Source organism: Mycobacterium sp. D16Q16, from assembly GCF_002013745.1.
Taxonomy (GTDB): Bacteria; Actinomycetota; Actinomycetes; order Mycobacteriales; family Mycobacteriaceae; genus Mycobacterium.
The window spans coordinates 1-19,722 of record NZ_MAEY01000007.1; the positions used below are offsets into that span (position 1 = coordinate 1).

Below are 19,722 nucleotides of genomic sequence, written 5' to 3' on the forward strand. Positions count from 1 at the left end.
AGGGCATCAACCGCCGCCTCCAACACCATAATCGAACTCATGTTCGAATACTAACGACACCCACCGACACGTAGCCGCACCCTGAAACAGCTGTGACAGAAGTGAATTCAATCGGGCGGTGTCAGCCCACTGACCTCGGCCACGATTCCCAGCGACCTCAGCTGCAGTTTCCGGTCGGGCGCATTGGGCACCACGATGAGCTCGTCGGCGTCGGCCAGCTGCGCAAAGTCATCCAGGTATGCGCCCACATGGTCAGGTGTCCCGACGGCGAAGTACTTCGTCATCGCCTGAATCTGTTGTCCAGCAGGGGACTCGAGAGCGGCGAGGGCCTCGTCGTCGGTGAGGCGGGGGCCGCCGCCGCGATGCAGGAAAAGCTTGGCGCGTTCGATCAATGCCGCGCGATGCTGCTCCCGCGCGGTGGCTTCGTCGTCCGCGGCAATCACATTGACCCCCGCGATGACATACGGTTCCTGCAACTGCTCGGAAGGCTGGAACTCTCGCCGGTAGAGCGCGACCGCATCCTGCAGTGCCGGCGGCGCGAAATGCGAAGCGAAACCATAGGGCAGGCCTAATACCGCCGCCAGCTTCGCGCCGAACAGCGATGAGCCGAGGATGTAGAGCGGCACATGCGTGCCGCGTCCCGGCGTTGCGGTCACGCCCTGGACCCGACTCTGCTCGCCCAGATACGCCTGCAGCTCGATGACGTCCTGCGGGAAGTGCTCGGCGTCCGCGGGAGAGTGCCGTAACGCGCGCAGAGTCACTTGGTCCGTCCCGGGGGCCCGGCCGAGGCCGAGGTCGATGCGTCCCGGGTGCAGGGTCTCGAGCGTTCCGAACTGTTCGGCGATCTGCAACGGCGAGTGGTTGGGCAGCATGATGCCGCCCGCGCCCAGTCGGATGGTTGACGTCTGGGTGGCGACATGTCCGATCAGGACACTCGTCGCCGACGAGGCGATGGACCGCATGTTGTGGTGTTCGGCGTACCAGACGCGGTGAAATCCCAGCGCTTCGGCGTGCCGCGCGATCTCGACGCTCGCGGCGAAGCTCTCCGCCACGGTCTCGTTCGGCGCCACCCGCGCCAGATCCAGAATCGACAAAGGTCTCGCCATGAACTGGAGCAACCCTCGGAGTTTCTTCGCTATTCCCCCGTGGGACGCACCATAGAAGGTACAAACGGATGGTGCCCTTCATTCCGACCGCAGCGGAACTGGCGGGTGCTCTCGCCGAACTGCTCGACGACCTCCAGTCCGAGCTGCCCTCATCTTCGGTGCATCGCGCCCGTGTCGGTGCCAACATCGCCAGGATTCTGCAGCGAGAACTGACCTTGCCTGCGGCGCCGCCTACCGGGGACCCTTCATGGGCCGATCTGGTCGAGGCGGTACGCGGTGAGCTCGCGGTCGTCAAACCTGGGTACGACGCCTGGGAGGGGCAGTGATGAGGCCCCCCGGCGAAGAGCATCGGGCAATGACGGATCTGAGCGACGGGCTGACTCGCTACCTGCACGACGAGTTCGGCAAGAAGTTTGAAGTGTCGGGTGTGGTCGGCGTATCCGCTGGTGCGCGGCGGCGAAATGTGCTGCTGGACGCCACTTCCGGGGGTGAAACCCTCGAACTGGTCGCGACGATTGTGCCCGCGGTCGTGCAGCAGGTTCCGGTGAGCAGTGAGGCTGGGGTCCGTGAGTTGGCGCGCAGCCACGGCGTTCCGGTGCCCCGGGTTCGCGGTGTCTGTTCCGAATCCTCGTATCTCGGTTCGCCCTTCATGATCTCCGAGCGCATCGCGGGGGAGACGGTACCGCGCAAGGTGCTTCGCCTGGTCCAATCCACGGGAATCGCCGATCTGGTGGCGGACCAGCTCGGTGCGGCCATGGGACGACTGCACGGGATCGACCCGGCGATGGCCCCGCCCGATCTACCCGGTGACCCGGAGGCCGAACCGGCAGTCGTCATGCTGGAACAGATGCGCGAGGGGGTGGCGGCGCTGCTTTCGGATCGGCCGGTGTTCCAGCGCACCCTGTCCTGGTTGACCGAGCACATGCCCGGTCCTCCGGCGCAGCGGTGCCTGGTACACACGGATATTCGCAACGGCAATGTCATCGTCGGCGAGGACGGATTGCGTGCCGTGCTGGATTGGGAGGGCGCCACGCGTTTCGGGGATCCGATGCGGGATGTGGCCTGGACGGCCCTGCGGATGTGGCGGTTCGGTGAGGACGAGCGCGAGTTCGGCGGGTTCGGGGGCCGTGACGTGTTCGTGCGCGCATACGAGAACGCCGGTGGAACATTTCACGTCGACCGATTCCAGTGGTGGAAGGTCCTCGGCACCTTGTGGTGGGGTGTGGGTCTTGCCGCGCAAGCGAAGTCGTATCTGGACGGGAGCGTGCGGGATATTGTGATGGCCGCCAGCGGTCGCCGGATACCTGAGATCGAGTGGGACTTGTTGATGTTGACGAAGCCATCGATAAATCCATAGGTACCGGAAGGAACCAGATGAATTTCGAACTGCCGCCCGAGCTCGTCGACTATCTCGCCGAGCTCGACGAGTTCATTGACCGTGAGATCGTGCCGCTCGAGCAGGCCGATGACAACATCCGGTTCTTCGATCACCGACGGGAAGACTCCCGAACCGATTGGGAGCGTGGCGGTCTGCCCAACGGACAGTGGGAAGCACTGCTCGGTGAGGCACGTCTGCGTGCCGATACGGCGGGTCACCTTCGGTACCCGTTCCCCGCGGAGTTCGGCGGGCGGGACGGCTCCAACCTGGGGATGGCGGTCATTCGCGAGCATCTGGCTCGGCGCGGCCTTGGACTGCACTGTGACCTGCAGAACGAGCACGCCATCGTGGGCAACAATGTCGGGCTGCTGCTCATGCTGGAGTACGGTTCGGCGGAGCAGAAGGCCGAATGGGTGGAGGGACTGGCCAGCGGCACCAAGTTTTTCGCGTTCGGTATCACCGAGCCGGAGCACGGCTCCGATGCCACCCATATGGAAACCCGGGCCACAAAAGATGGTTCGGACTGGGTAATCAATGGCGAGAAGACCTGGAATACCGGTGTGCACATCGCTGATGCCGACCTGATATTCGCCCGCACCTCGGGTGATCCCGGTGATGGACGCGGCATCACCGCATTCCTGGTGCCCGCGGACGCACCCGGCTTCAAGGTCGAGGAGTATCTCTGGACCTTCAACATGCCCACCGATCACGCCCGTGTCTCGCTGACGGAGGTACGGGTTCCCGACTCGGCGATCTTCGGCGGAGAGGGACGCGGGCTGGGGGTGGTACAGCACTTCTTCAACGAGAACCGGATCCGGCAAGCCGCTTCCAGTCTGGGTGCGGCCCAGTACTGCATAGACCGATCTGTCGAATATGCCAAGGAACGCAAACCCTTTGGTAAACCATTGGCATCGAACCAAGCGATCCAGTTCCCGCTCGTCGAGCTGCAGACTCAGTGCGAGATGCTGCGCGCGTTGATCCACAAGACGGCGTGGTCCATGGATACCTATGGTCCGTTCTCGGTCTCGGAACAGGTCTCGATGTGCAACTACGTCGCAAACCGGTTGTGCTGTGAGGCCGCTGATCGCGCCATGCAGGTCCATGGCGGGATGGGGTACTCGCGGCATATGCCGTTTGAACACATCTACCGCCATCACCGGCGCTACCGGATCACCGAGGGCGCCGAGGAGATTCAGATGCGCCGGGTGGCGGGGTATATGTTCGGCTTCATGAATCAGAAGGCGCCCAAGGGGGTCTAGTGGCCGAAACGTCTCCGCCCGTCGTGGTGGTCATGGGTGTGGCAGGGGTCGGCAAGTCGACCGTGGCGCAGGCTTTGGCGCAGCGCCTGGGCGCGCCCTGTGCGGAGGGGGATGACTTCCATCCGGAAGCCAACATCGCCAAGATGTCGGCGGGCATTCCGCTGGACGACTCCGATCGATGGCCGTGGCTGCAGCGGATCGCCGAATGGATGTCCGAGCGCGGGCGGGAGGGGTCCGGCGGCGTGGTGACCTGCTCTGCGCTCAAACGCCGTTACCGCGACGTTCTCCGTGCGGGATACCCGGATGCGTTTTTCGTGCACCTGTCCGGCGACAGGGCGCTCATCGGTGACCGAATGGCGCATCGCGCAGGACATTTCATGCCGACATCGTTGTTGGACTCGCAGTTCGAGATTCTCGAACCATTACAACCCGACGAGAAGGGTGTCGAGCTGAATGTGGGCATCGGGCCGGAGGAACTGGTAGCGGGAGCACTGAGGCAGCTCGGCGCATGAGCGCGAACCTGCTTCTGCTGGCCGAGCCGGCAAAGATCCCGCACACCACGAGCGACGTTCGGCTGCTTACCGCGGTGGTGCTGAGCATCGGCGTGATCATCCTGCTGATCACCCGGCTTAAGCTGCATCCGTTCCTGGCGCTGCTGCTGGGGTCAGGGACTCTCGCCGCCGTCGCGAGTGTTCCGTTCGACAAACTGCTGGGATCCTTTGTCACAGGGTTCGGCTCGACCATCGCCGGTGTGGGACTACTCATCGGATTGGGGGCGATGCTGGGTCGCCTGCTCGCCGATTCCGGCGGTGCCAATATCGTCGCCGATGCCGTGCTCGCTAGGTCCAGTCCGCGCATGCTGCCGTGGGCGGTGGCGCTGATCGCCGCAGTGCTGGGGCTGCCTCTGTTCTTCGAAGTGGGTGTGGTGCTGCTGATTCCGATCGTGCTCTTGGTGGCACGCCGGGGAAATGTGCCGCTGCTACGTGTGGGCATTCCCGCGCTGGCGGGCCTGTCTGTATTGCACGGACTGGTCCCGCCACATCCGGGTCCGTTGGTAGCGGTGGACGCGCTGAAGGCGGATTTGGGTGTCACCCTGGCGTTTGGTCTCGTGGCGGCGGTGCCCACCCTGATTGTCGCGGGGCCTCTCTATGCGCGGGTCGCGGAACGCTGGGTGGGGCCCCTGGCCATTCCCACCGCGACGGCGCCCGAGGTCGAACGCAAGGGGCCCGCCCCGAGTGTCCTCGCGGTGGTGGTTACCATCTTGCTTCCGGTGACGCTGATGTTGGCGAAGGCACTCTCCGATGTGGTGATCGATAATCCGAAATCGTTGGTGCAGAGGATTTTCGATACCGTCGGCACGCCACTGGTGGCGCTGTTGGCGGCAACCCTGGTGGCCATGGTGACCTTGGGAAGGGCTTCGGGGCTCGACCGCATGAGTGTCTCGGGAGTCATCGAGAAGTCACTCGGCCCCATTGCGGGAATCGTCTTCATCGTCGGTGCCGGAGGTGGGTTCAAGCAGACCCTGATCGATGTGGGCGTCGGGGATGCCGTGAGCACCTGGTCAGAGAAATGGCAGATTCCCGCCCTCGTGCTGGGATGGCTTATCGCAGTGCTCATTCGGTTGGCGACCGGGTCCGCCACGGTAGCGACCATCACCGCCGCCGGCATTGTCTCTCCGCTTGCGGCGGACATGTCTACCGCACACGTGGCGCTGTTGGTGCTTGCGATAGGTGCGGGATCGCTGTTCTTCTCCCACGTGAACGACGCCGGATTCTGGTTGGTGAAAGAGTATTTCGGGATGACGGTGGGGCAGACTCTGAAATCGTGGTCGGTGATGGAAACGGTGATTTCGGTCGTCGGATTCGCGATGGTGCTGCTGCTGAGCGCCTTCGTCTAACTCTTTGTCGCACTCACGAATTGCGATAAGCCCCGGACTTCCTGTTCGATGTCCTGAAATCCCGCGTGCCGCAGTGCCGACGTGATGTCGGACCGGTCGAATCCGTGCAGGCCGCCGAGGGCCGCCAGTTTCACGGATGCCGACCGGAGTAGCGCGGGGCCGCGTGTGCAGCTGGTCATTACCGCGATGCGCCCGCCCGGAGTCAACACGCGAACCATCTCGTCGAGAACCTTGAACGGTTCGGGCACCAAATACATTGCGGCAAAACAGCACACCGCATCAAAGCTTGCGTCATCGAACGGCAGAGTGCGCGCGTCCGCACGCAGGTAGCCGACACCGTCGGCGGTATTTGTCCGGATCGCGCGCCGCAGCATGGGCTCGGAGAAGTCCAGCCCGACCGCCAGTGCGTCGGAGTCCAGGTGCTGTCCCAGATACCTGGTGAAGTTCCCGGGCCCGCAGGCGACATCGAGTAGTTGGTGGGCCCCGTTGAGTCGCAGAGACTCTGCCGCGCGGCGTCGTTCGGCGGCCGGAGTGATGCCGGTGTAGAGCACCGTCTGCCCCCAGCGCCAGGGCCCTTCGTAGACCGCGGCGACGACGGGATTGTTCATGGCGCGCTGTGCGCCACGCTGGGGCTGGTCCGAAGGCGGCGGGAGCAGATCCAGGTATCCGGCCGATGAGTGTGCGCCACCGTCGAGCGCGTCGGGCCGGATCAGCTCGCGAATTCGGTCGAGTGTCGTCGTCATCGGGCCTCCTGCAGCCGGTCGTCATCGCGAAGGTGTTGAGCAAAGAAGGCGTAGACCCGTTGCCAGGCATCTGCTTCGGCTTCGGGGGAGTACCCGAATCCGGCGATCCGCATCAGCGGTTGCATGGGCAGTTGGTTGGCGAAGCTGTGGCCCGCGTCGTATTTCTTGATGTCGTGCTCGATGCCGTGGGCGTCCAGCGCCTTGCGCAACCGGGGCTCACCCCGGACCACGAATGGGTCTCGCGTGCCCAGGCTCGCGACGATGGGGCACGATCCCTCGAAGTGGTCTCCATAGGGGCCGGGCATCGCACCGTAGAAGGGTGCGGCGGCGTCGAATCCCTTGGTCGCGGTGATCATCGCGAATCCGCCGCCCATACAGAAGCCGGCCACCCCCACTGAAGTGGTGGTGTAAGGCAATGTTTGAGCGTAGTCACGGGCGGCCAGCACCTCCTCGACGGCCCGCCCGCGACGAGTGGCGAGATTGGTCAAGACCCTGGTGATGCAGCGGATCCGGCCACGTGAGTACAGATCGGGTGCCAGCGCCACGTAGCCGTTCGAGGCGACATTCTTGGTGATGCGGCGCAGGTCGGGAGTCGAGCCGTTGATGTCGTGGACCACGATGATCGACGGCCAGGGTCCGTCGCCGTCAGGTGTCTCCAGGATGGCGCTGATCTCGCCATTCGGGGTCGGAATGTGGATGTCGGTCATGCCGGGCGGGCCTCCGTGACATAATTGTTTAACGCTGACGTCAAATTAAATGAAAAGGTAGGCTGCGGCGCGATGTCTGTCAATCCCCGGAGGTCCAGGGGGCGCCCGCCCCAGACCGACGAGCAGCGTGCGGCGACGCGCGCTCGTATCCTGGTCGCCGCTGGTGCGGTCTATGCCGAGCACGGCTACCGGGGCACCACGGTCGCGCGGATCGCCGAGCGTGCCGAGCTATCGAAACCCACCTTCTATACGTTCTTCGACGGTGTGGCAGAGGTGATTACGGCGTTGGTGACGGAGAGTCAGCAGCAGATGCTGGCGCAGTGGGCGCCGGTGGTGAATGCCGGAGGCGCCCTGATGGAACAGCTCAGCGCGGGCCTGGACGTGTATCTCGATACGGCCGAACGCGGCCGTGATTCATGGCTTGTTTTCCATATCGAACAACACGATCCTTCGTCGCCCGCTCGCCTGCTACGGGCCACCTACGAGAGCCGGCTCATCGAAGTCATACAGCAGGCGCTGATCGCGAGCGGCAGGCCCGCGCCCACTGCGGAGACCTTGGGTGTGCTGCTCGCCAGCATGCAGGCGGGTTGCTATCGATATCTATCCACGCCCGGTGATGGCAGGCGTGCGGTGCGCGCCGCGATGTTGCGCAGTGCGTTCGCGCTGTTGGGCACGCCGCAGGACTGGCGCCAGGCCGCCGAGCGTCCAGAGCTGTTCGGCGAGGGCTAGATGCTGAGGTACTGGGGTGTCAGGACGATGGAATACAGGATGGTTCGGTAAGCCCGCGTCGGATCGGTAACCCATTGGCTCACCAGGAAATACAGCGTCTGGGTGCCGTCGGCGTTCATGGTGACACTAACGACCTGGGGTCCGTACGGCTGCAGCAGCTTGTGCGGATCCCGGGAGATGAACGGGTCATCCGGCCGCGGATCGGACGGATCGTTGCGGATCAGCACCGTCATGGGCTCGCTGACCAGCTCCTGCGGGGTCCGGAACAGCTTGAGCCCGATGTGTGCGTCGCCGGAGCCATTGGAATCCAGCAGTCCGAAACCGCCTGCGGGCAGGGCGAACAGCTGATTTTCGCGATCCCCGCCACCGGTGATCTGACCGATCTTCTCCCAGGCGGACGAGTCCAGGAACGCCGGATCGTCGATGGGCGGCGTGAGCCAGGCGAATCGTGGCGCCCAGGGCCCGGTTCCGACATTGCCCGCCACCAGCATGCGGCGACCGGGTACCGAGACCCCGCTCGGTTGCGAGATGCCGACCATGACTCCCATCGGCCGGTATGACGACTTACCCGACTCGCTCACGTCGTACACGGTGGTGTCGGCCGACACGAAGGTGCTGCATCCCGGCGACGGAATGCACGAGGCGAACAAGAGCGAGCGGTGCGCCAACTCCGCCGATCCGGTGGGCAGCAGCCGGGCGCCGTCCTGTGCATTCGAGGGCAGCACAAGGGGTTTTGAGCGCCCGCCCAGTGCGACCGAGGGCCTGGCGGGGTCTACGGCTATCAGCTGGATGCCGTCGCCGGTGTTCAGATAGTCGCCGGTCCATAGGCAGGCGCCGCGGTTGGTGTGCACACCGAGGTCGAACGAATCATCGCTGCAAGCGGTTTGGAAGCTGGTGTTCACCGACGGCATGTGGGGAATCGGGTTGCCGTGGACGTCCTTGAATTCCTGCTGTTGGGTTGGCCCGATCATCGCGAGCGAGTCGACGAGCGGCACCATGCGAGGCGGCAGTGGGGCAACCGTGGGCGTGTCCGGGTGAAAGGGCTTTGGTGGCACGTGCTTAACGTGACCGACCCACAATGACGAGGCGGGTACGCCAAGCTTGTCCAGCAGCCGCCCCAGCAGCGGAACGCTGACGCCGATCACATTCGATGGATCGCCGTCGATGCCTTCGACGAACCAGCTGCCCAAGCCGTCGAGTGTGAATGCGCCCGCTACCTGAAGCGGCTCGCCGGTGGCCAGGTAGGCCTCGAGATCTTCTGCCGATGGCGTGCCGAAACGCACTGTGGTCGATCGCGTTTCACTGACACGTGCGACGGGTTTACCGTCGATGACCCGCACCAGGCAGTGTCCGGTCAGCAGCTCGGCGGAGCGTCCGGCCATCAGTCCCCAGCGGCGGCGAGCTTCCTCGATGGTGCCCGGCTTGCCCTGCAACGTGCCGTCGAGGAAGAGCATCGAGTCACAGCCCAGCACCACCGCATCGGCGGCCACCGCCCCGGCCAATGTCGTCGCGACGTCAAAAGCTTTGGCGCAGGCCAGAACCTCTACGGCGCGCGTTGGCGTGGTACCCGAAGGCTGCGTCGCCATGACGAGATGTTCGTCGACGTGCGACACGATGACGACCGGGTTGAGACCGGCCTGCTCCAGGATCCGTTCGCGCGCGGGGGACGCGGACGCGAGTACAAATGCGGTCACGGGGCCTGTGACGGCTGCCTAGAACGTGCCCTGTGGACGCGCCAGCTTCGCGCGCTCGAACAACGTGACTCGCTGCCAGCTGTGCGGGCTGTAGCGCAGCATGTCAATCGGCTCGGCCCAGAGGTTTCGGGGCTTGAGGCTCTCGGTCTCGGCCTTCGAGGCCAAAGCGCTCAGCGCCGCGACCAGAGCCGCGATCTCCGCGTCGGTCGGGTTGCCGCTGAGAACCTGCACGTCGGCAGCCTTCACCTTCCCGGAATCGCTTTCGGCGGTTACGGTCTCGTCGGTCACGGACGCACCTTCTTCATTCGTCACAGCGGAATGTTTCCGTGCTTCTTCGGTGGGAGCCGCACGATCTTGCGATCGAGCAAGCGCAGCGAGGTGGCGATGTAGCCGCGGGTGTGCGACGGCGGGATGACCGCGTCGACGTATCCGCGCTCGGCAGCCATGTACGGGTTCACCAGGGTGTCCTCGTACTCGGCCTGCAGCTGAAGGCGCAGGGCGTCCACGTCGTCGCCGTTCTTGGATGCCTCGGCCAGCTGCGAGCGGTACACGAACCCGACCGCGCCGGAGGCGCCCATGACCGCGATCTGGGCGGTGGGCCAGGCGACGTTGACGTCGGCGCCCATGTCCTTCGAGCCCATGACGCAGTATGCGCCGCCGTAGGCCTTCCGGGTGATGACGGTGATCTTCGGAACGGTGGCCTCGCCGTACGCGTACAGCAGCTTGGCGCCGCGCCGGATGATGCCGTTGAACTCCTGCTCTGTGCCGGGCAAGAAGCCGGGCACATCCACCAGGGTGATGATCGGGACACCGAAGCAGTCGCAGGTGCGGATGAACCGCGCGGCCTTCTCGGAGGCGTTGATGTCCAGGCAGCCCGCGAACTGGGTGGGTTGGTTGGCGACGATGCCGACGCTGCGGCCGTCCACGCGGCCGAATCCGACGATGATGTTCTGTGCGTATCCGGCCTGCACCTCGAGGAACTCGTCATCGTCGAGAATGCGGGTGATGACCTCGTGCATGTCGTACGGCTGGTTCGGGGAGTCCGGGATCAGCGTGTCGAGCTCGATGTCCTCATCGGTGAGGTGATCCTCGATGGCGCCGTCGGTGGGCTCCGGACCCGGATGGCGCGGCGGCTCCGAGGCGTTGTTCGACGGCAGGTAGCTCAGGATGTCGCGCACGTAGTCGAAGGCGTCCTGCTCGCCGGAGGCGACATAGTGCGTGGTGCCGGATTTCGCCTCGTGGGTGTGCGCGCCACCGAGCTCCTCCATGGTGACGTCCTCGCCGGTGACGGTCTTGATGACGTCCGGGCCGGTGATGAACATCTGGCTGGTCTGGTCCACCATGACGATGAAGTCGGTCAGCGCGGGCGAGTAGACGTGGCCACCGGCGGCCGGGCCCATGATGAGCGAGATCTGCGGGATGACGCCCGACGCGATGATGTTGTTGTGGAAGATCTGGCTGTACAGGCCGAGGGAGACCACACCCTCCTGGATGCGGGCGCCGGCGCCCTCGTTGATGCCGATGAGCGGGCGGCCGGTCTTGAGGGCCAGCTGCTGCACCTTGACGATCTTCTCGCCGTACACCTCGCCGAGGCTGCCGCCGAACACCGAGACGTCCTGGCTGAAGATGCACACGTCGCGGCCGTCGATGGTGCCGAAACCGGTCACCACGCCGTCTCCGAGCGGGCGCTTGTCGCCCAGGCCGAAGTTTGAGCTGCGGTGCTTGGCCAACGCGTCCAATTCCACGAACGAGCCCTCGTCGAGCAGCGCGTAGATGCGCTCACGGGCGGTCAGCTTGCCCTTGGCGTGGATCTTGTCGACGGCGGCTTCACCGACCGGGTGCAGTGTCTCCTCGCTGCGCCGACGCAGATCGGCGAGCTTGCCCGCGGTGGTGTGGATATCCGGCTCGGTGGTCGTCATGGGTCCCGATGTTATCGCGCCCCACCCGGCAGAACACGCATGGGCCTTAGAGAGTTCTCAGAAATTTTCTCGAATAGATGTTCACCGATAGCGGTAGATAGAAGGAGACGTACGAACAGCCTGCGTTGGATGCCGACCTGGTGTTCACGATCGTGTCCCATTTCGGCCAGCTCGACGTCGCAGACACCGAGGCAGCGGTGCGTTCGGCGGGGGAACTGGCCGGATCGCCGGTCGGTGTCCGCTGGTCCGATGGCGAGACCGTGGTGTGGCTGGAATGCGCGGGTGCGATGGGTGCAACATCGGCGATATGACCGCTACGTCCACCCCCGGCACGAGCGCGCCCCGGGCCGATATCGCGTCCATGCTCCTCGACCGTGTGGGCGACAGTCATCCGGGGCTGCGTACCCGCGATCGCGACTGGACGTGGAATGACGTGGTCGGTGAGTCCGCCGCTCGGGGCGCACTCGCGCGGAAGCTGAGGGCCGGCGGGCCTTTTCATATCGGGGTCCTGTTGGAGAACGTCCCGGATTTCGTCTTCTGGCTCGGCGCCGCCGCCCTGACCGGGGCCACCATCGTGGGCATTAACCCCACCCGTGGGCCGGCGGACATGGCAGCCGAGATCCGTCACACCGACTGCCAGCTGATCGTCACCGATACCCAGCACCTCGACCGGCTGCGGGGACTGGACCTCGGTGTCACGGCGGACCGGTTCCTGGTGATCGACAGTTCCGGATACCTTGCGCTGATCGACGAGAATCGCACCGTGGCAGCGGCCTCCGAGGGGGTGGATGCCGATTCGCTACTCCTGCTGCTCTTTACTTCCGGCACGACCGGCGCCTCCAAGGCGGTGAAATGCAGCCAGGGACGGCTTGCACAGATTGCCTACCTGGCCACCGAGAAATTCGGGCATAGCCGCCGCGATGTCGACTACTGCTGTATGCCGCTGTTCCACGGGAATGCGTTGATGGCGTTGTGGGCTCCCGCACTGGCCAACGGTGCCACGATCTGTGTGACACCGACATTCTCGGCGTCGCGTTTCCTGCCCGATGTGCGCTACTTCGGTGCGACGTTTTTCACCTACGTCGGCAAGGCACTCGGATACCTGTTGGCCACCCCGGAGCAGTCCGACGACGCCGATAACCAGCTGATGCGAGGATTCGGCACTGAGGCGTCGCCGGAGGATCAGGCGGTGTTCCGGCGACGGTTCGGCGCGGAACTGTTCGAGGGCTATGGGTCCAGCGAGGGCGGGGGAGCGGTCGCACTGGATCCCGATGCGCCGACTGGCGCGCTGGGGCGTCCGGCCCACGAAGGTGTGTCGATCGTCGACCCGGGAACGCTCAACGATTGTGTCGCAGCCATTATCGATGAGCACGGGCGTGTGCTCAACGTCGACGATGCGGTGGGGGAGATCGTCGACAAACAGGGCAGACGCGGCTTTGAGGGCTACTACAAGAATGACGATGCCGACGCCGACCGCATCCGCAACGGGTGGTACTGGACTGGTGATCTCGGCTATCTCGACGCGGCCGGATTCATCTATTTCGCGGGTCGGCGTGGCGACTGGATCCGGGTCGACGGGGAGAACACCTCGGCGCTGACCATCGAACGGGTGCTGCGGCGCCACCCCGCCGTGATCGCGGCAGGGGTGTATGCGGTGCCCGACCCGCGCTCCGGCGATCAGGTGATGGCATCCATCGAGGTGGCCGACCCGGATGCGTTCGATGTGGACGGTTTCGTCGAGTACCTGTCACTACAGGAGGATCTGGGCAGCAAGGGAATTCCACGTTTTCTGCGGGTGTCGGCCAACCTGCCGGTGACCGGGTCCAACAAGGTTCTCAAACGCGAGCTGCAGGAGCAGCGCTGGCATACCGACGAGCCCGTGTTCCGTTGGGAGGGAAGGGACGCCCCGGTGTTCCGGCGGATGGGACCGCTGGACAAAACCGCACTCGATGCTCAATTCACCGCATATGGGCGACAACGGCTGCTGTAGAGCGCAGTATGAAAGTAAGTCAGCGAAAGGACAGCCCGCATGCAGACTGACGGCGCGATTCGCGAAATCGATAGTGGCACAGTGATGACTCGCTTTGCCCGGGGATGGCATTGCCTGGGATTGGCTGAGTCGTTCCATGATGGTGAGCCGCACGGCGTCGAGGCATTCGGCACCAAGCTGGTGGTGTTCGCCGATTCCCGCGGCGATATCAAAGTGCTGGATGGATATTGCCGTCACATGGGTGGCGATCTGTCGCAGGGCAGCGTCAAGGACGACAGCATCGCGTGTCCATTCCATGATTGGCGTTGGGGCGGTGATGGAAAGTGCACGCTGGTGCCCTATGCCAAGCGCACCCCGAAGCTCGCGCGCACGCGTAGCTGGCCCACTCTCGAGGTGAACGGCCAACTCCTCGTATGGCATGACCCGGAGGGATCCGCACCGCCTGTCGAGCTCGCCCCGCCGGCGATCGAAGGTTACCAAGAGGGAAAATGGTCTCCATGGCAATGGAATTCGATCCTCATCGAGGGATCGCACTGCCGTGAGATCGTTGACAACAATGTCGACATGGCGCACTTCTTCTACATTCACCACGCCTATCCGACGTACTTCAAGAACGTCATCGAGGGGCAGACCGCCAGTCAGTTCATGGAGTCCAAGCCACGGCCAGACTATGTTCCTAACCCCGAAAAGCTTTGGGAAGGAACGGGTGTACGGTCGGAGGCCACATACTTCGGCCCGGCATACATGATCGACTGGATCCACAACGACCTTGGCCCCGGATTCACCGTCGAGGTGGCGCTCATCAACTGCCACTACCCGGTAACGCACAATTCCTTCGTCTTGCAGTGGGGCGTAGCCATCCAGGAGATGCCCGATTTGCCCGCGGAGAATGCGCGTAAGCTCGCCGCCGCGATGGCCAAGTCCTTCGGCGACGGGTTCCTGGAGGACGTCGAGATCTGGAAGAACAAGACGCGCATAGACAATCCGCTGCTGACCCAGGAGGACGGCGCGGTGTATCAGCACCGTCGCTGGTACGAGCAGTTCTACGTGAATCTGGCTGATATCACCCCGGACATGACGGAACGCTTTGAGATCGAAGTGGACACCACGCATGCCCACGAGGTGTGGGTGCACGAGGTCGAAGAGAATCTCGCCGAGCGGGCCGTCGCCACATCTCACTGATCGCCCTAGGCTGGGCAGGTGACCGCGGACAAACTCACCCTCACCGACAGCCCCGGCGGACAGTGGCGCCGTATCGACGTCGTCGACGAAACCGGATCCACCAATGCCGATCTGGTCGCGCGTGCCGCGGCGGGGGAGGACATTGACGGCGTCGTGTTGCTCGCCGAACACCAGACCGCCGGCCGCGGGCGCCACGGACGTAACTGGGGCGCCCCCGCGCACACGCAGCTGTCCATGTCGGTGGGTATCGGTGTGGGTGAGGTGCCGCCGGACCGGTGGGGTTTGGTGCCGCTGCTGGCCGGTGTGGCGATCGTCGACGCGGTCGCGGAGGTCACCGGAATCCAGGCCGGGCTCAAATGGCCCAACGATGTGCTCGTCGAAGGACGCAAGCTGTGCGGGATCCTGGCGGAGGTTGCCACGCCCCAGTCGGCCATCGTGCTCGGTCTCGGTCTCAACGCCACCTTCACCGAGCGCGAGCTGCCGGACCCCAATGCCACCTCGCTGGCGATCCTTGGCTGGGCCAATCCCGATCGCAATGAGCTGGCGCGTGCGGTGCTGCGTGAGCTCGGTGACCGCGTCGAGCATTGGCGCACCGGGCGGGGTGTGGACGATCAGCTGTTGGCGGACTACCGCGCACGCAGCGTCACCCTGGGGGCGAAGGTGCGTGCCGAGCTGCCGGGCGAGCGTGAACTGATCGGCGTCGCCGTCGGGCTCGGCAACGACGGACAGCTCCGTATCGAGAGTGCCGATGGCACCGTCACCGCGGTCACGGCGGGCGACATAACGCATCTGCGCCCGCACGGCGAGCAGTAAAGTCGCCGCACGTGGGGTATCCGGAGAACGTCCTCGCCGACGACGAGCAGGTGGTGTTGCACCATCATCCGCACTGGAAGCGACTGATTGGCCCGGCGCTGGTGCTGATTCTGTCCACCGGCGCGGCGGCCTTTGTCGCCGCGATGGTCGATAACACCGACTGGCAGGCCACCGCGAAGAACGTGGTGATGATCGCGATCGGTGTCGTCTGGCTGGTGCTGGTCGGCTGGCTGAGCGTGTGGCCATTCCTGAACTGGCTGACCACGCATTTCGTCATCACCGATCGGCGCGTGATGTTCCGTCACGGATTGTTGAGCCGTTCGGGAATCGACATCCCGTTGGCACGGATCAACAGCGTGGAGTTCCGTCATGGCCTGGTGGACAGAATTTTGCGCACCGGCACGCTGATCATCGAATCGGCGTCACAGGATCCGCTGGAATTTCATGAGATACCGCGCGTGGAATACGTCCACTCGCTGCTGTATCACGAGGTCTTCGACACCCTTGGTTCTGAAGAGGGCGACAGTCGCTCCACTGGGCGGGGCCGGGAGCGGCCTCCCGCCACGTGATGCGCTGAGCCGTACAGGCCACGGCCGACCTCGGTGCCGTGATGCACGGTGGTGCTGTTCGGCAGCCCCGTATGCGGGTGCACGGAGTTGCTGCTTTCTGACGCGTCATCCTGCTCGGTCTCGCCGGTCACAAGGGTGACGGGGGCCTGGTCGTGGCGCCCGAACTCGTCGGGAAACACCCACCGGCGGAAGGCCCAGAACCGGAACGCCATCTGCAACAGATTGCCGATGAGGTAGGCGCTGATGAAGTCGGCGATGTTCTCCACCGTCAGGCTCACATTCGGCACGCGCAGCTCGAGGATGTAACTCGACACCCACAGCGGGACCATGGCGATGAGCACGCCGATGCCGCTGACCGCGAAGAACAGCAGCGCTTCGTGGTGCCGCTCGCGGCCTCCGCGGTCCCGGAAGCTCCACTCCCTGTTGAGGATGTAGGAGGCGATGACGGCGATGATGCCGGAGATGATCTTCGCGGTGAGGGGCTTGGGCTCCAGGATCGTCAGCTTGAGCGCATAGAAGATGCCCGAGTCGATGATGAACGTGGTCCCACCGACGATCGCGAACTTGATCAGCTCGTGGTGCTGCTCGGCCACAGGCCGGATAAACCGGGGCAGCCGGGCGATGGTGGCATCGGCGAAAGACACAAATGGCGAGTGTACGGAAAATGGCATGGCAGCGCGAAGCGGTCCGCCGACCTCATTGGCTACGGGTGTGTATGTGATCGCGGTATTTCAGCTGCTGACGATGGCTGGGGCGGACCGTTCCGGCCGGGCCGCGTGGCCAGCATGACAACATATGTCTGTGTCCGAAACTCCCGTCGTCACCATGATCGGTGGTGGTCAGCTGGCCCGGATGACCCACCAGGCGTCGATTGCGCTCGGTCAGACACTGCGGGTGCTGGCTCACGCGGCCGATGAGCCGGCGGCTCAAGTCACCCCCGATGTCGTGTTGGGTTCGCATACAGATCTCGACGATCTGCGGAGGGCGGCCAAGGGTGCGACCGTGCTGACCTTCGATCACGAACATGTCCCCACCGCATTCCTGGAGACGCTGCAGAGCGAGGGCGTCAACGTGCAGCCGCCGCCGTCGGCTCTCATCTACGCGCAGGACAAGACGTTCATGCGGCGGAAATTGAAGAGCATCGGCGCCCCGGTCCCGGGCTTCGCGGACGTCAGGACCGTCGCCGATGTCGAGAAGTTCGCCGCCGAGACGGGCAGCCGGGTTGTGCTGAAGGCGGTACGGGGCGGATACGACGGCCGCGGCGTGTGGATCACCGACAATCTGGACGAGGCGCGCGCGGTGGCCGCCGAGCAGTTGGCCGCCGGGGTGGAGCTACTCGCCGAGGAACGCGTCGATATGCGCCGTGAACTATCGGCGATGGTCGCCCGTTCGCCGTTTGGGCAGGGCGCCGCCTGGCCCGTGGTGGAAACCGTTCAGCGGGATGGAATTTGCGCCGTGGTGATCGCGCCGGCGCCAGGGTTGCCGGAGGAACGGGCGATGGAGGCAGAGCAGCTCGCACTGCGCATCGCTACCGATCTGGGTGTGACCGGGTGTCTGGCGGTGGAGCTGTTTGAAACCAATGACGGGCGGCTGCTGGTCAACGAGTTGGCGATGCGCCCGCACAACTCCGGCCATTGGAGCATGGACGGTGCGCGGACAGGACAGTTCGAACAGCACCTGCGTGCGGTGCTCGACTATCCGCTCGGCTCCACCGAACAGCTGGCCCCGGTGACCGTCATGGCCAATGTGCTGGGTGCACACGAGACGCCCGCGATGTCACTCGACGAGCGGATGCACCACTTGATGGGACGCATCCCGGAGGCGAAGGTGCACTTGTACGGCAAGGGCGAGCGCGCGGGACGCAAGCTCGGGCATGTGAATATTCAGGGCCGCGCGGATGGTTCGGCGGCCGATCCGCAGTACGTGGCCGAGGTGCGGGAGCGCGCCGAGCGAGCCGCGCACTGGTTATCGCACGCGGTATGGACCGACGGATGGACGGAAGGGCACTAGGGATGGTGAGCGCACGGGTCGGCCTGATCATGGGCAGCGACAGTGACTGGTCGGTGATGTCGGATGCCGCGAATGCTCTGGCGGAGTTCGAGATTCCGTTCGAAGTGGGTGTTGTGTCGGCGCATCGAACGCCGGGGCGCATGCTGGAGTACGCGCAAACAGCCGCGGACCGGGGCATTCAGGTGATCATCGCCGGGGCGGGCGGGGCGGCGCATCTGCCCGGCATGGTGGCCTCGGCCACCCCGTTGCCGGTCATCGGCGTTCCGGTACCGCTCGCGCGGTTGGACGGCCTGGACTCGCTGCTGTCCATCGTGCAGATGCCCGCGGGCGTGCCGGTGGCAACGGTGTCCATCGGCGGAGCGCGCAATGCGGGACTGCTGGCCGCGCGGATCCTCGGGGTATCCGATCGCGGGTTGCGCGAGAAGGTTGTCGCCTTCCAGGCGAGCATGGAAGCAACGGTTCTCGAGAAGGATGCTGCGCTGCAGCGCAGACTATTAGGCGACTAAATTGACCGTGACGTACAGTTAACGGCGACTAACTGTTCGATCCTGGAGGCTGTGATGGCTGGAAACCCGTCGTTTGACCTGTTCAAGCTGGCTGAGGAGCACGACGAGTTGCGTGCGGCGATCCGTGGTCTGGCCGAGAAGGAGATAGCTCCTTACGCCAAGGATGTCGACGAGAAGGCGCGCTTCCCTCAGGAAGCCCTTGATGCGCTGGTCGCCTCGGGCTTCAACGCCGTACACGTTCCCGAGGAATACGACGGTCAGGGCGCCGACAGCGTGGCCGCCTGCATCGTCATCGAAGAGGTCGCGCGGGTATGCGCCTCCTCCTCGCTGATTCCGGCGGTGAACAAGCTGGGCACCATGGGCCTGATTCTGAGCGGCTCCGAGGAACTCAAACGCCAGGTGCTGCCGTCCATCGCCAGCGGTGAGGCGATGGCCTCCTACGCGCTGTCCGAGCGCGAGGCCGGAAGTGATGCGGCCAGCATGCGCACCCGCGCCAAGGCCGACGGCGACGACTGGGTGATCAACGGCTCCAAGTGCTGGATCACCAACGGCGGCAAGTCGTCCTGGTACACCGTGATGGCGGTGACCGATCCCGAGAAGAAGGCGCACGGTATCTCGGCGTTCATGGTGCACAAGGACGACGAGGGATTCACCGTCGGCCCGCTGGAGCACAAGCTCGGCATCAAGGGTTCGCCGACGGCAGAGCTGTACTTCGAGAACTGCCGGATTCCGGGCGACCGGATCATCGGTGAACCGGGTACCGGATTCAAGACCGCGCTGGAGACGCTGGACCACACCCGCCCGACCATCGGTGCGCAGGCCCTCGGGATCGCGCAGGGTGCACTGGACCAGGCCATCGCATACACCAAGGACCGCAAGCAGTTTGGCCGGTCCATCAGTGACTTCCAGGGTGTGCAGTTCATGCTGGCCGATATGGCGATGAAGGTCGAGGCCGCCCGCCTGCTGGTGTACACCGCCGCCGCGCGCGCCGAGCGCGGCGAGAAGAGCCTGGGCTTCATCTCCTCGGCGTCTAAGTGCTTCGCCTCCGATGTGGCCATGGAGGTCACCACCGATGCCGTGCAGCTGTTCGGCGGCGCCGGGTACACCACCGACTTCCCGGTGGAGCGGATGATGCGCGATGCCAAGATCACCCAGATCTACGAGGGCACCAATCAGATTCAGCGCGTCGTGATGACCCGCGCACTGCTTGGTTCCTAACT

At 64.6% G+C, this 19,722-nt stretch carries 20 protein-coding genes and 1 pseudogene; 14 read left to right on the forward strand and 7 right to left on the reverse strand.

From position 1 onward, the window contains the following. Nucleotides 1–107 precede the first annotated feature (107 nt). Complete coding sequence (locus B4394_RS09405) at nt 108–1,106, reverse strand: LLM class flavin-dependent oxidoreductase (RefSeq protein ID WP_078314854.1); 999 nt, start codon at nt 1,104–1,106, stop codon at nt 108–110. A gap of 71 nt (nt 1,107–1,177) precedes the next feature. Between B4394_RS09405 and B4394_RS09410 the strand changes: the two genes are divergently transcribed. The 5 genes from B4394_RS09410 to B4394_RS09430 are packed head-to-tail and all read left to right on the forward strand — an operon-like array spanning nt 1,178 to nt 5,640. After that, entirely contained in the window at nt 1,178–1,432 is a 255-nt protein-coding gene (locus tag B4394_RS09410; protein ID WP_078308992.1) for a hypothetical protein, read from the forward strand. Nucleotides 1,433–1,461: 29 nt separating this feature from the next. Continuing rightward, nucleotides 1,462–2,463, forward strand: coding sequence for a phosphotransferase family protein (locus tag B4394_RS09415; protein WP_078314855.1), 1,002 nt, complete (start codon nt 1,462–1,464; stop codon nt 2,461–2,463). Nucleotides 2,464–2,480: 17 nt separating this feature from the next. Then, on the forward strand, nt 2,481–3,743 hold the full coding sequence (locus tag B4394_RS09420) for an acyl-CoA dehydrogenase family protein (protein WP_078314856.1): 1,263 nt from the start codon (nt 2,481–2,483) through the stop codon (nt 3,741–3,743). Continuing rightward, the gene (locus B4394_RS09425) at nt 3,743–4,255 is read left to right on the forward strand and encodes a gluconokinase (protein ID WP_078314857.1); all 513 of its coding nucleotides are present in this window, start codon (nt 3,743–3,745) and stop codon (nt 4,253–4,255) included. Before B4394_RS09420 ends, B4394_RS09425 begins: the two co-directional genes overlap by 1 nt. Next, nucleotides 4,252–5,640 carry a GntP family permease gene (locus B4394_RS09430; protein ID WP_078314858.1) on the forward strand — a complete coding sequence of 463 codons (1,389 nt, stop codon included), beginning with the start codon at nt 4,252–4,254 and terminating at the stop codon, nt 5,638–5,640. Before B4394_RS09425 ends, B4394_RS09430 begins: the two co-directional genes overlap by 4 nt. Here the strand turns inward: B4394_RS09430 and B4394_RS09435 are convergent. Together B4394_RS09435 and B4394_RS09440 are read right to left on the reverse strand one after the other, a co-directional pair. After that, entirely contained in the window at nt 5,637–6,383 is a 747-nt protein-coding gene (locus B4394_RS09435; protein ID WP_078314859.1) for a class I SAM-dependent methyltransferase, read from the reverse strand. The genes B4394_RS09430 and B4394_RS09435 overlap by 4 nt on opposite strands. Continuing rightward, nucleotides 6,380–7,090: a dienelactone hydrolase family protein gene (locus tag B4394_RS09440; RefSeq protein WP_078314860.1), complete on the reverse strand. Its 711-nt coding sequence runs from the start codon at nt 7,088–7,090 to the stop codon at nt 6,380–6,382. The genes B4394_RS09435 and B4394_RS09440 overlap by 4 nt, the downstream gene beginning before the upstream one ends. Before the next feature lie 72 nt (nt 7,091–7,162). Here B4394_RS09440 and B4394_RS09445 point away from each other — a divergent pair, with 72 nt between their 5' ends. Then, nucleotides 7,163–7,819, forward strand: coding sequence for a TetR/AcrR family transcriptional regulator (locus B4394_RS09445; protein ID WP_078314861.1), 657 nt, complete (start codon nt 7,163–7,165; stop codon nt 7,817–7,819). Here the strand turns inward: B4394_RS09445 and B4394_RS09450 are convergent. From B4394_RS09450 to B4394_RS09460, 3 genes are read right to left on the reverse strand one after another with little or no spacing between them, the layout of a single operon-like run. After that, nucleotides 7,816–9,513, reverse strand: a complete 1,698-nt coding sequence (locus B4394_RS09450; protein WP_078314862.1) for a Maf family protein — start codon at nt 9,511–9,513, stop codon at nt 7,816–7,818. The genes B4394_RS09445 and B4394_RS09450 overlap by 4 nt on opposite strands. 18 nt (nt 9,514–9,531) lie before the next feature. Beyond that, nucleotides 9,532–9,801, reverse strand: coding sequence for an acyl-CoA carboxylase epsilon subunit (locus B4394_RS09455; RefSeq protein ID WP_078308993.1), 270 nt, complete (start codon nt 9,799–9,801; stop codon nt 9,532–9,534). A 20-nt stretch (nt 9,802–9,821) separates the two neighbouring features. Beyond that, nucleotides 9,822–11,432, reverse strand: a complete 1,611-nt coding sequence (locus B4394_RS09460) for an acyl-CoA carboxylase subunit beta (protein WP_078308689.1) — start codon at nt 11,430–11,432, stop codon at nt 9,822–9,824. Nucleotides 11,433–11,557: 125 nt separating this feature from the next. Between B4394_RS09460 and B4394_RS09465 the strand changes: the two are divergent. From B4394_RS09465 to B4394_RS09485, 5 genes and pseudogenes are all read left to right on the forward strand, one after another. Beyond that, nucleotides 11,558–11,740: pseudogene (locus B4394_RS09465) on the forward strand (PucR family transcriptional regulator); the annotation flags it as partial. After that, complete coding sequence (gene casI, locus B4394_RS09470) at nt 11,740–13,422, forward strand: steroid-22-oyl-CoA synthetase (RefSeq protein ID WP_078308691.1); 1,683 nt, start codon at nt 11,740–11,742, stop codon at nt 13,420–13,422. The pseudogene B4394_RS09465 and the gene casI, both read left to right, overlap by 1 nt. Before the next feature lie 39 nt (nt 13,423–13,461). Beyond that, complete coding sequence (locus B4394_RS09475; RefSeq protein WP_078314864.1) at nt 13,462–14,604, forward strand: 3-ketosteroid-9-alpha-monooxygenase, oxygenase component; 1,143 nt, start codon at nt 13,462–13,464, stop codon at nt 14,602–14,604. Between the two features lie 18 nt (nt 14,605–14,622). Next, on the forward strand, nt 14,623–15,417 hold the full coding sequence (locus B4394_RS09480; protein ID WP_078308693.1) for a biotin--[acetyl-CoA-carboxylase] ligase: 795 nt from the start codon (nt 14,623–14,625) through the stop codon (nt 15,415–15,417). A gap of 11 nt (nt 15,418–15,428) precedes the next feature. Beyond that, nucleotides 15,429–15,986, forward strand: a complete 558-nt coding sequence (locus B4394_RS09485) for a PH domain-containing protein (RefSeq protein ID WP_078296681.1) — start codon at nt 15,429–15,431, stop codon at nt 15,984–15,986. On the opposite strand, the gene B4394_RS09490 is transcribed toward B4394_RS09485, so the two are convergent. Next, a complete protein-coding gene (locus B4394_RS09490) occupies nt 15,902–16,630 on the reverse strand; it encodes a GtrA family protein (RefSeq protein ID WP_078314913.1) in 729 nt (242 codons plus the stop codon). The genes B4394_RS09485 and B4394_RS09490 overlap by 85 nt on opposite strands. Before the next feature lie 157 nt (nt 16,631–16,787). Here B4394_RS09490 and B4394_RS09495 point away from each other — a divergent pair, with 157 nt between their 5' ends. Genes B4394_RS09495 through B4394_RS09505 form a run of 3 tightly spaced genes read left to right on the forward strand, consistent with a single transcriptional unit; the run spans nt 16,788 to nt 19,720 of the window. After that, a complete protein-coding gene (locus tag B4394_RS09495; RefSeq protein WP_139360075.1) occupies nt 16,788–17,996 on the forward strand; it encodes a 5-(carboxyamino)imidazole ribonucleotide synthase in 1,209 nt (402 codons plus the stop codon). Between the two features lie 2 nt (nt 17,997–17,998). Next, complete coding sequence (purE, locus tag B4394_RS09500) at nt 17,999–18,502, forward strand: 5-(carboxyamino)imidazole ribonucleotide mutase (protein WP_170914904.1); 504 nt, start codon at nt 17,999–18,001, stop codon at nt 18,500–18,502. A gap of 54 nt (nt 18,503–18,556) precedes the next feature. Then, nucleotides 18,557–19,720 carry an acyl-CoA dehydrogenase gene (locus B4394_RS09505; protein WP_078308696.1) on the forward strand — a complete coding sequence of 388 codons (1,164 nt, stop codon included), beginning with the start codon at nt 18,557–18,559 and terminating at the stop codon, nt 19,718–19,720. Nucleotides 19,721–19,722 lie beyond the last annotated feature (2 nt).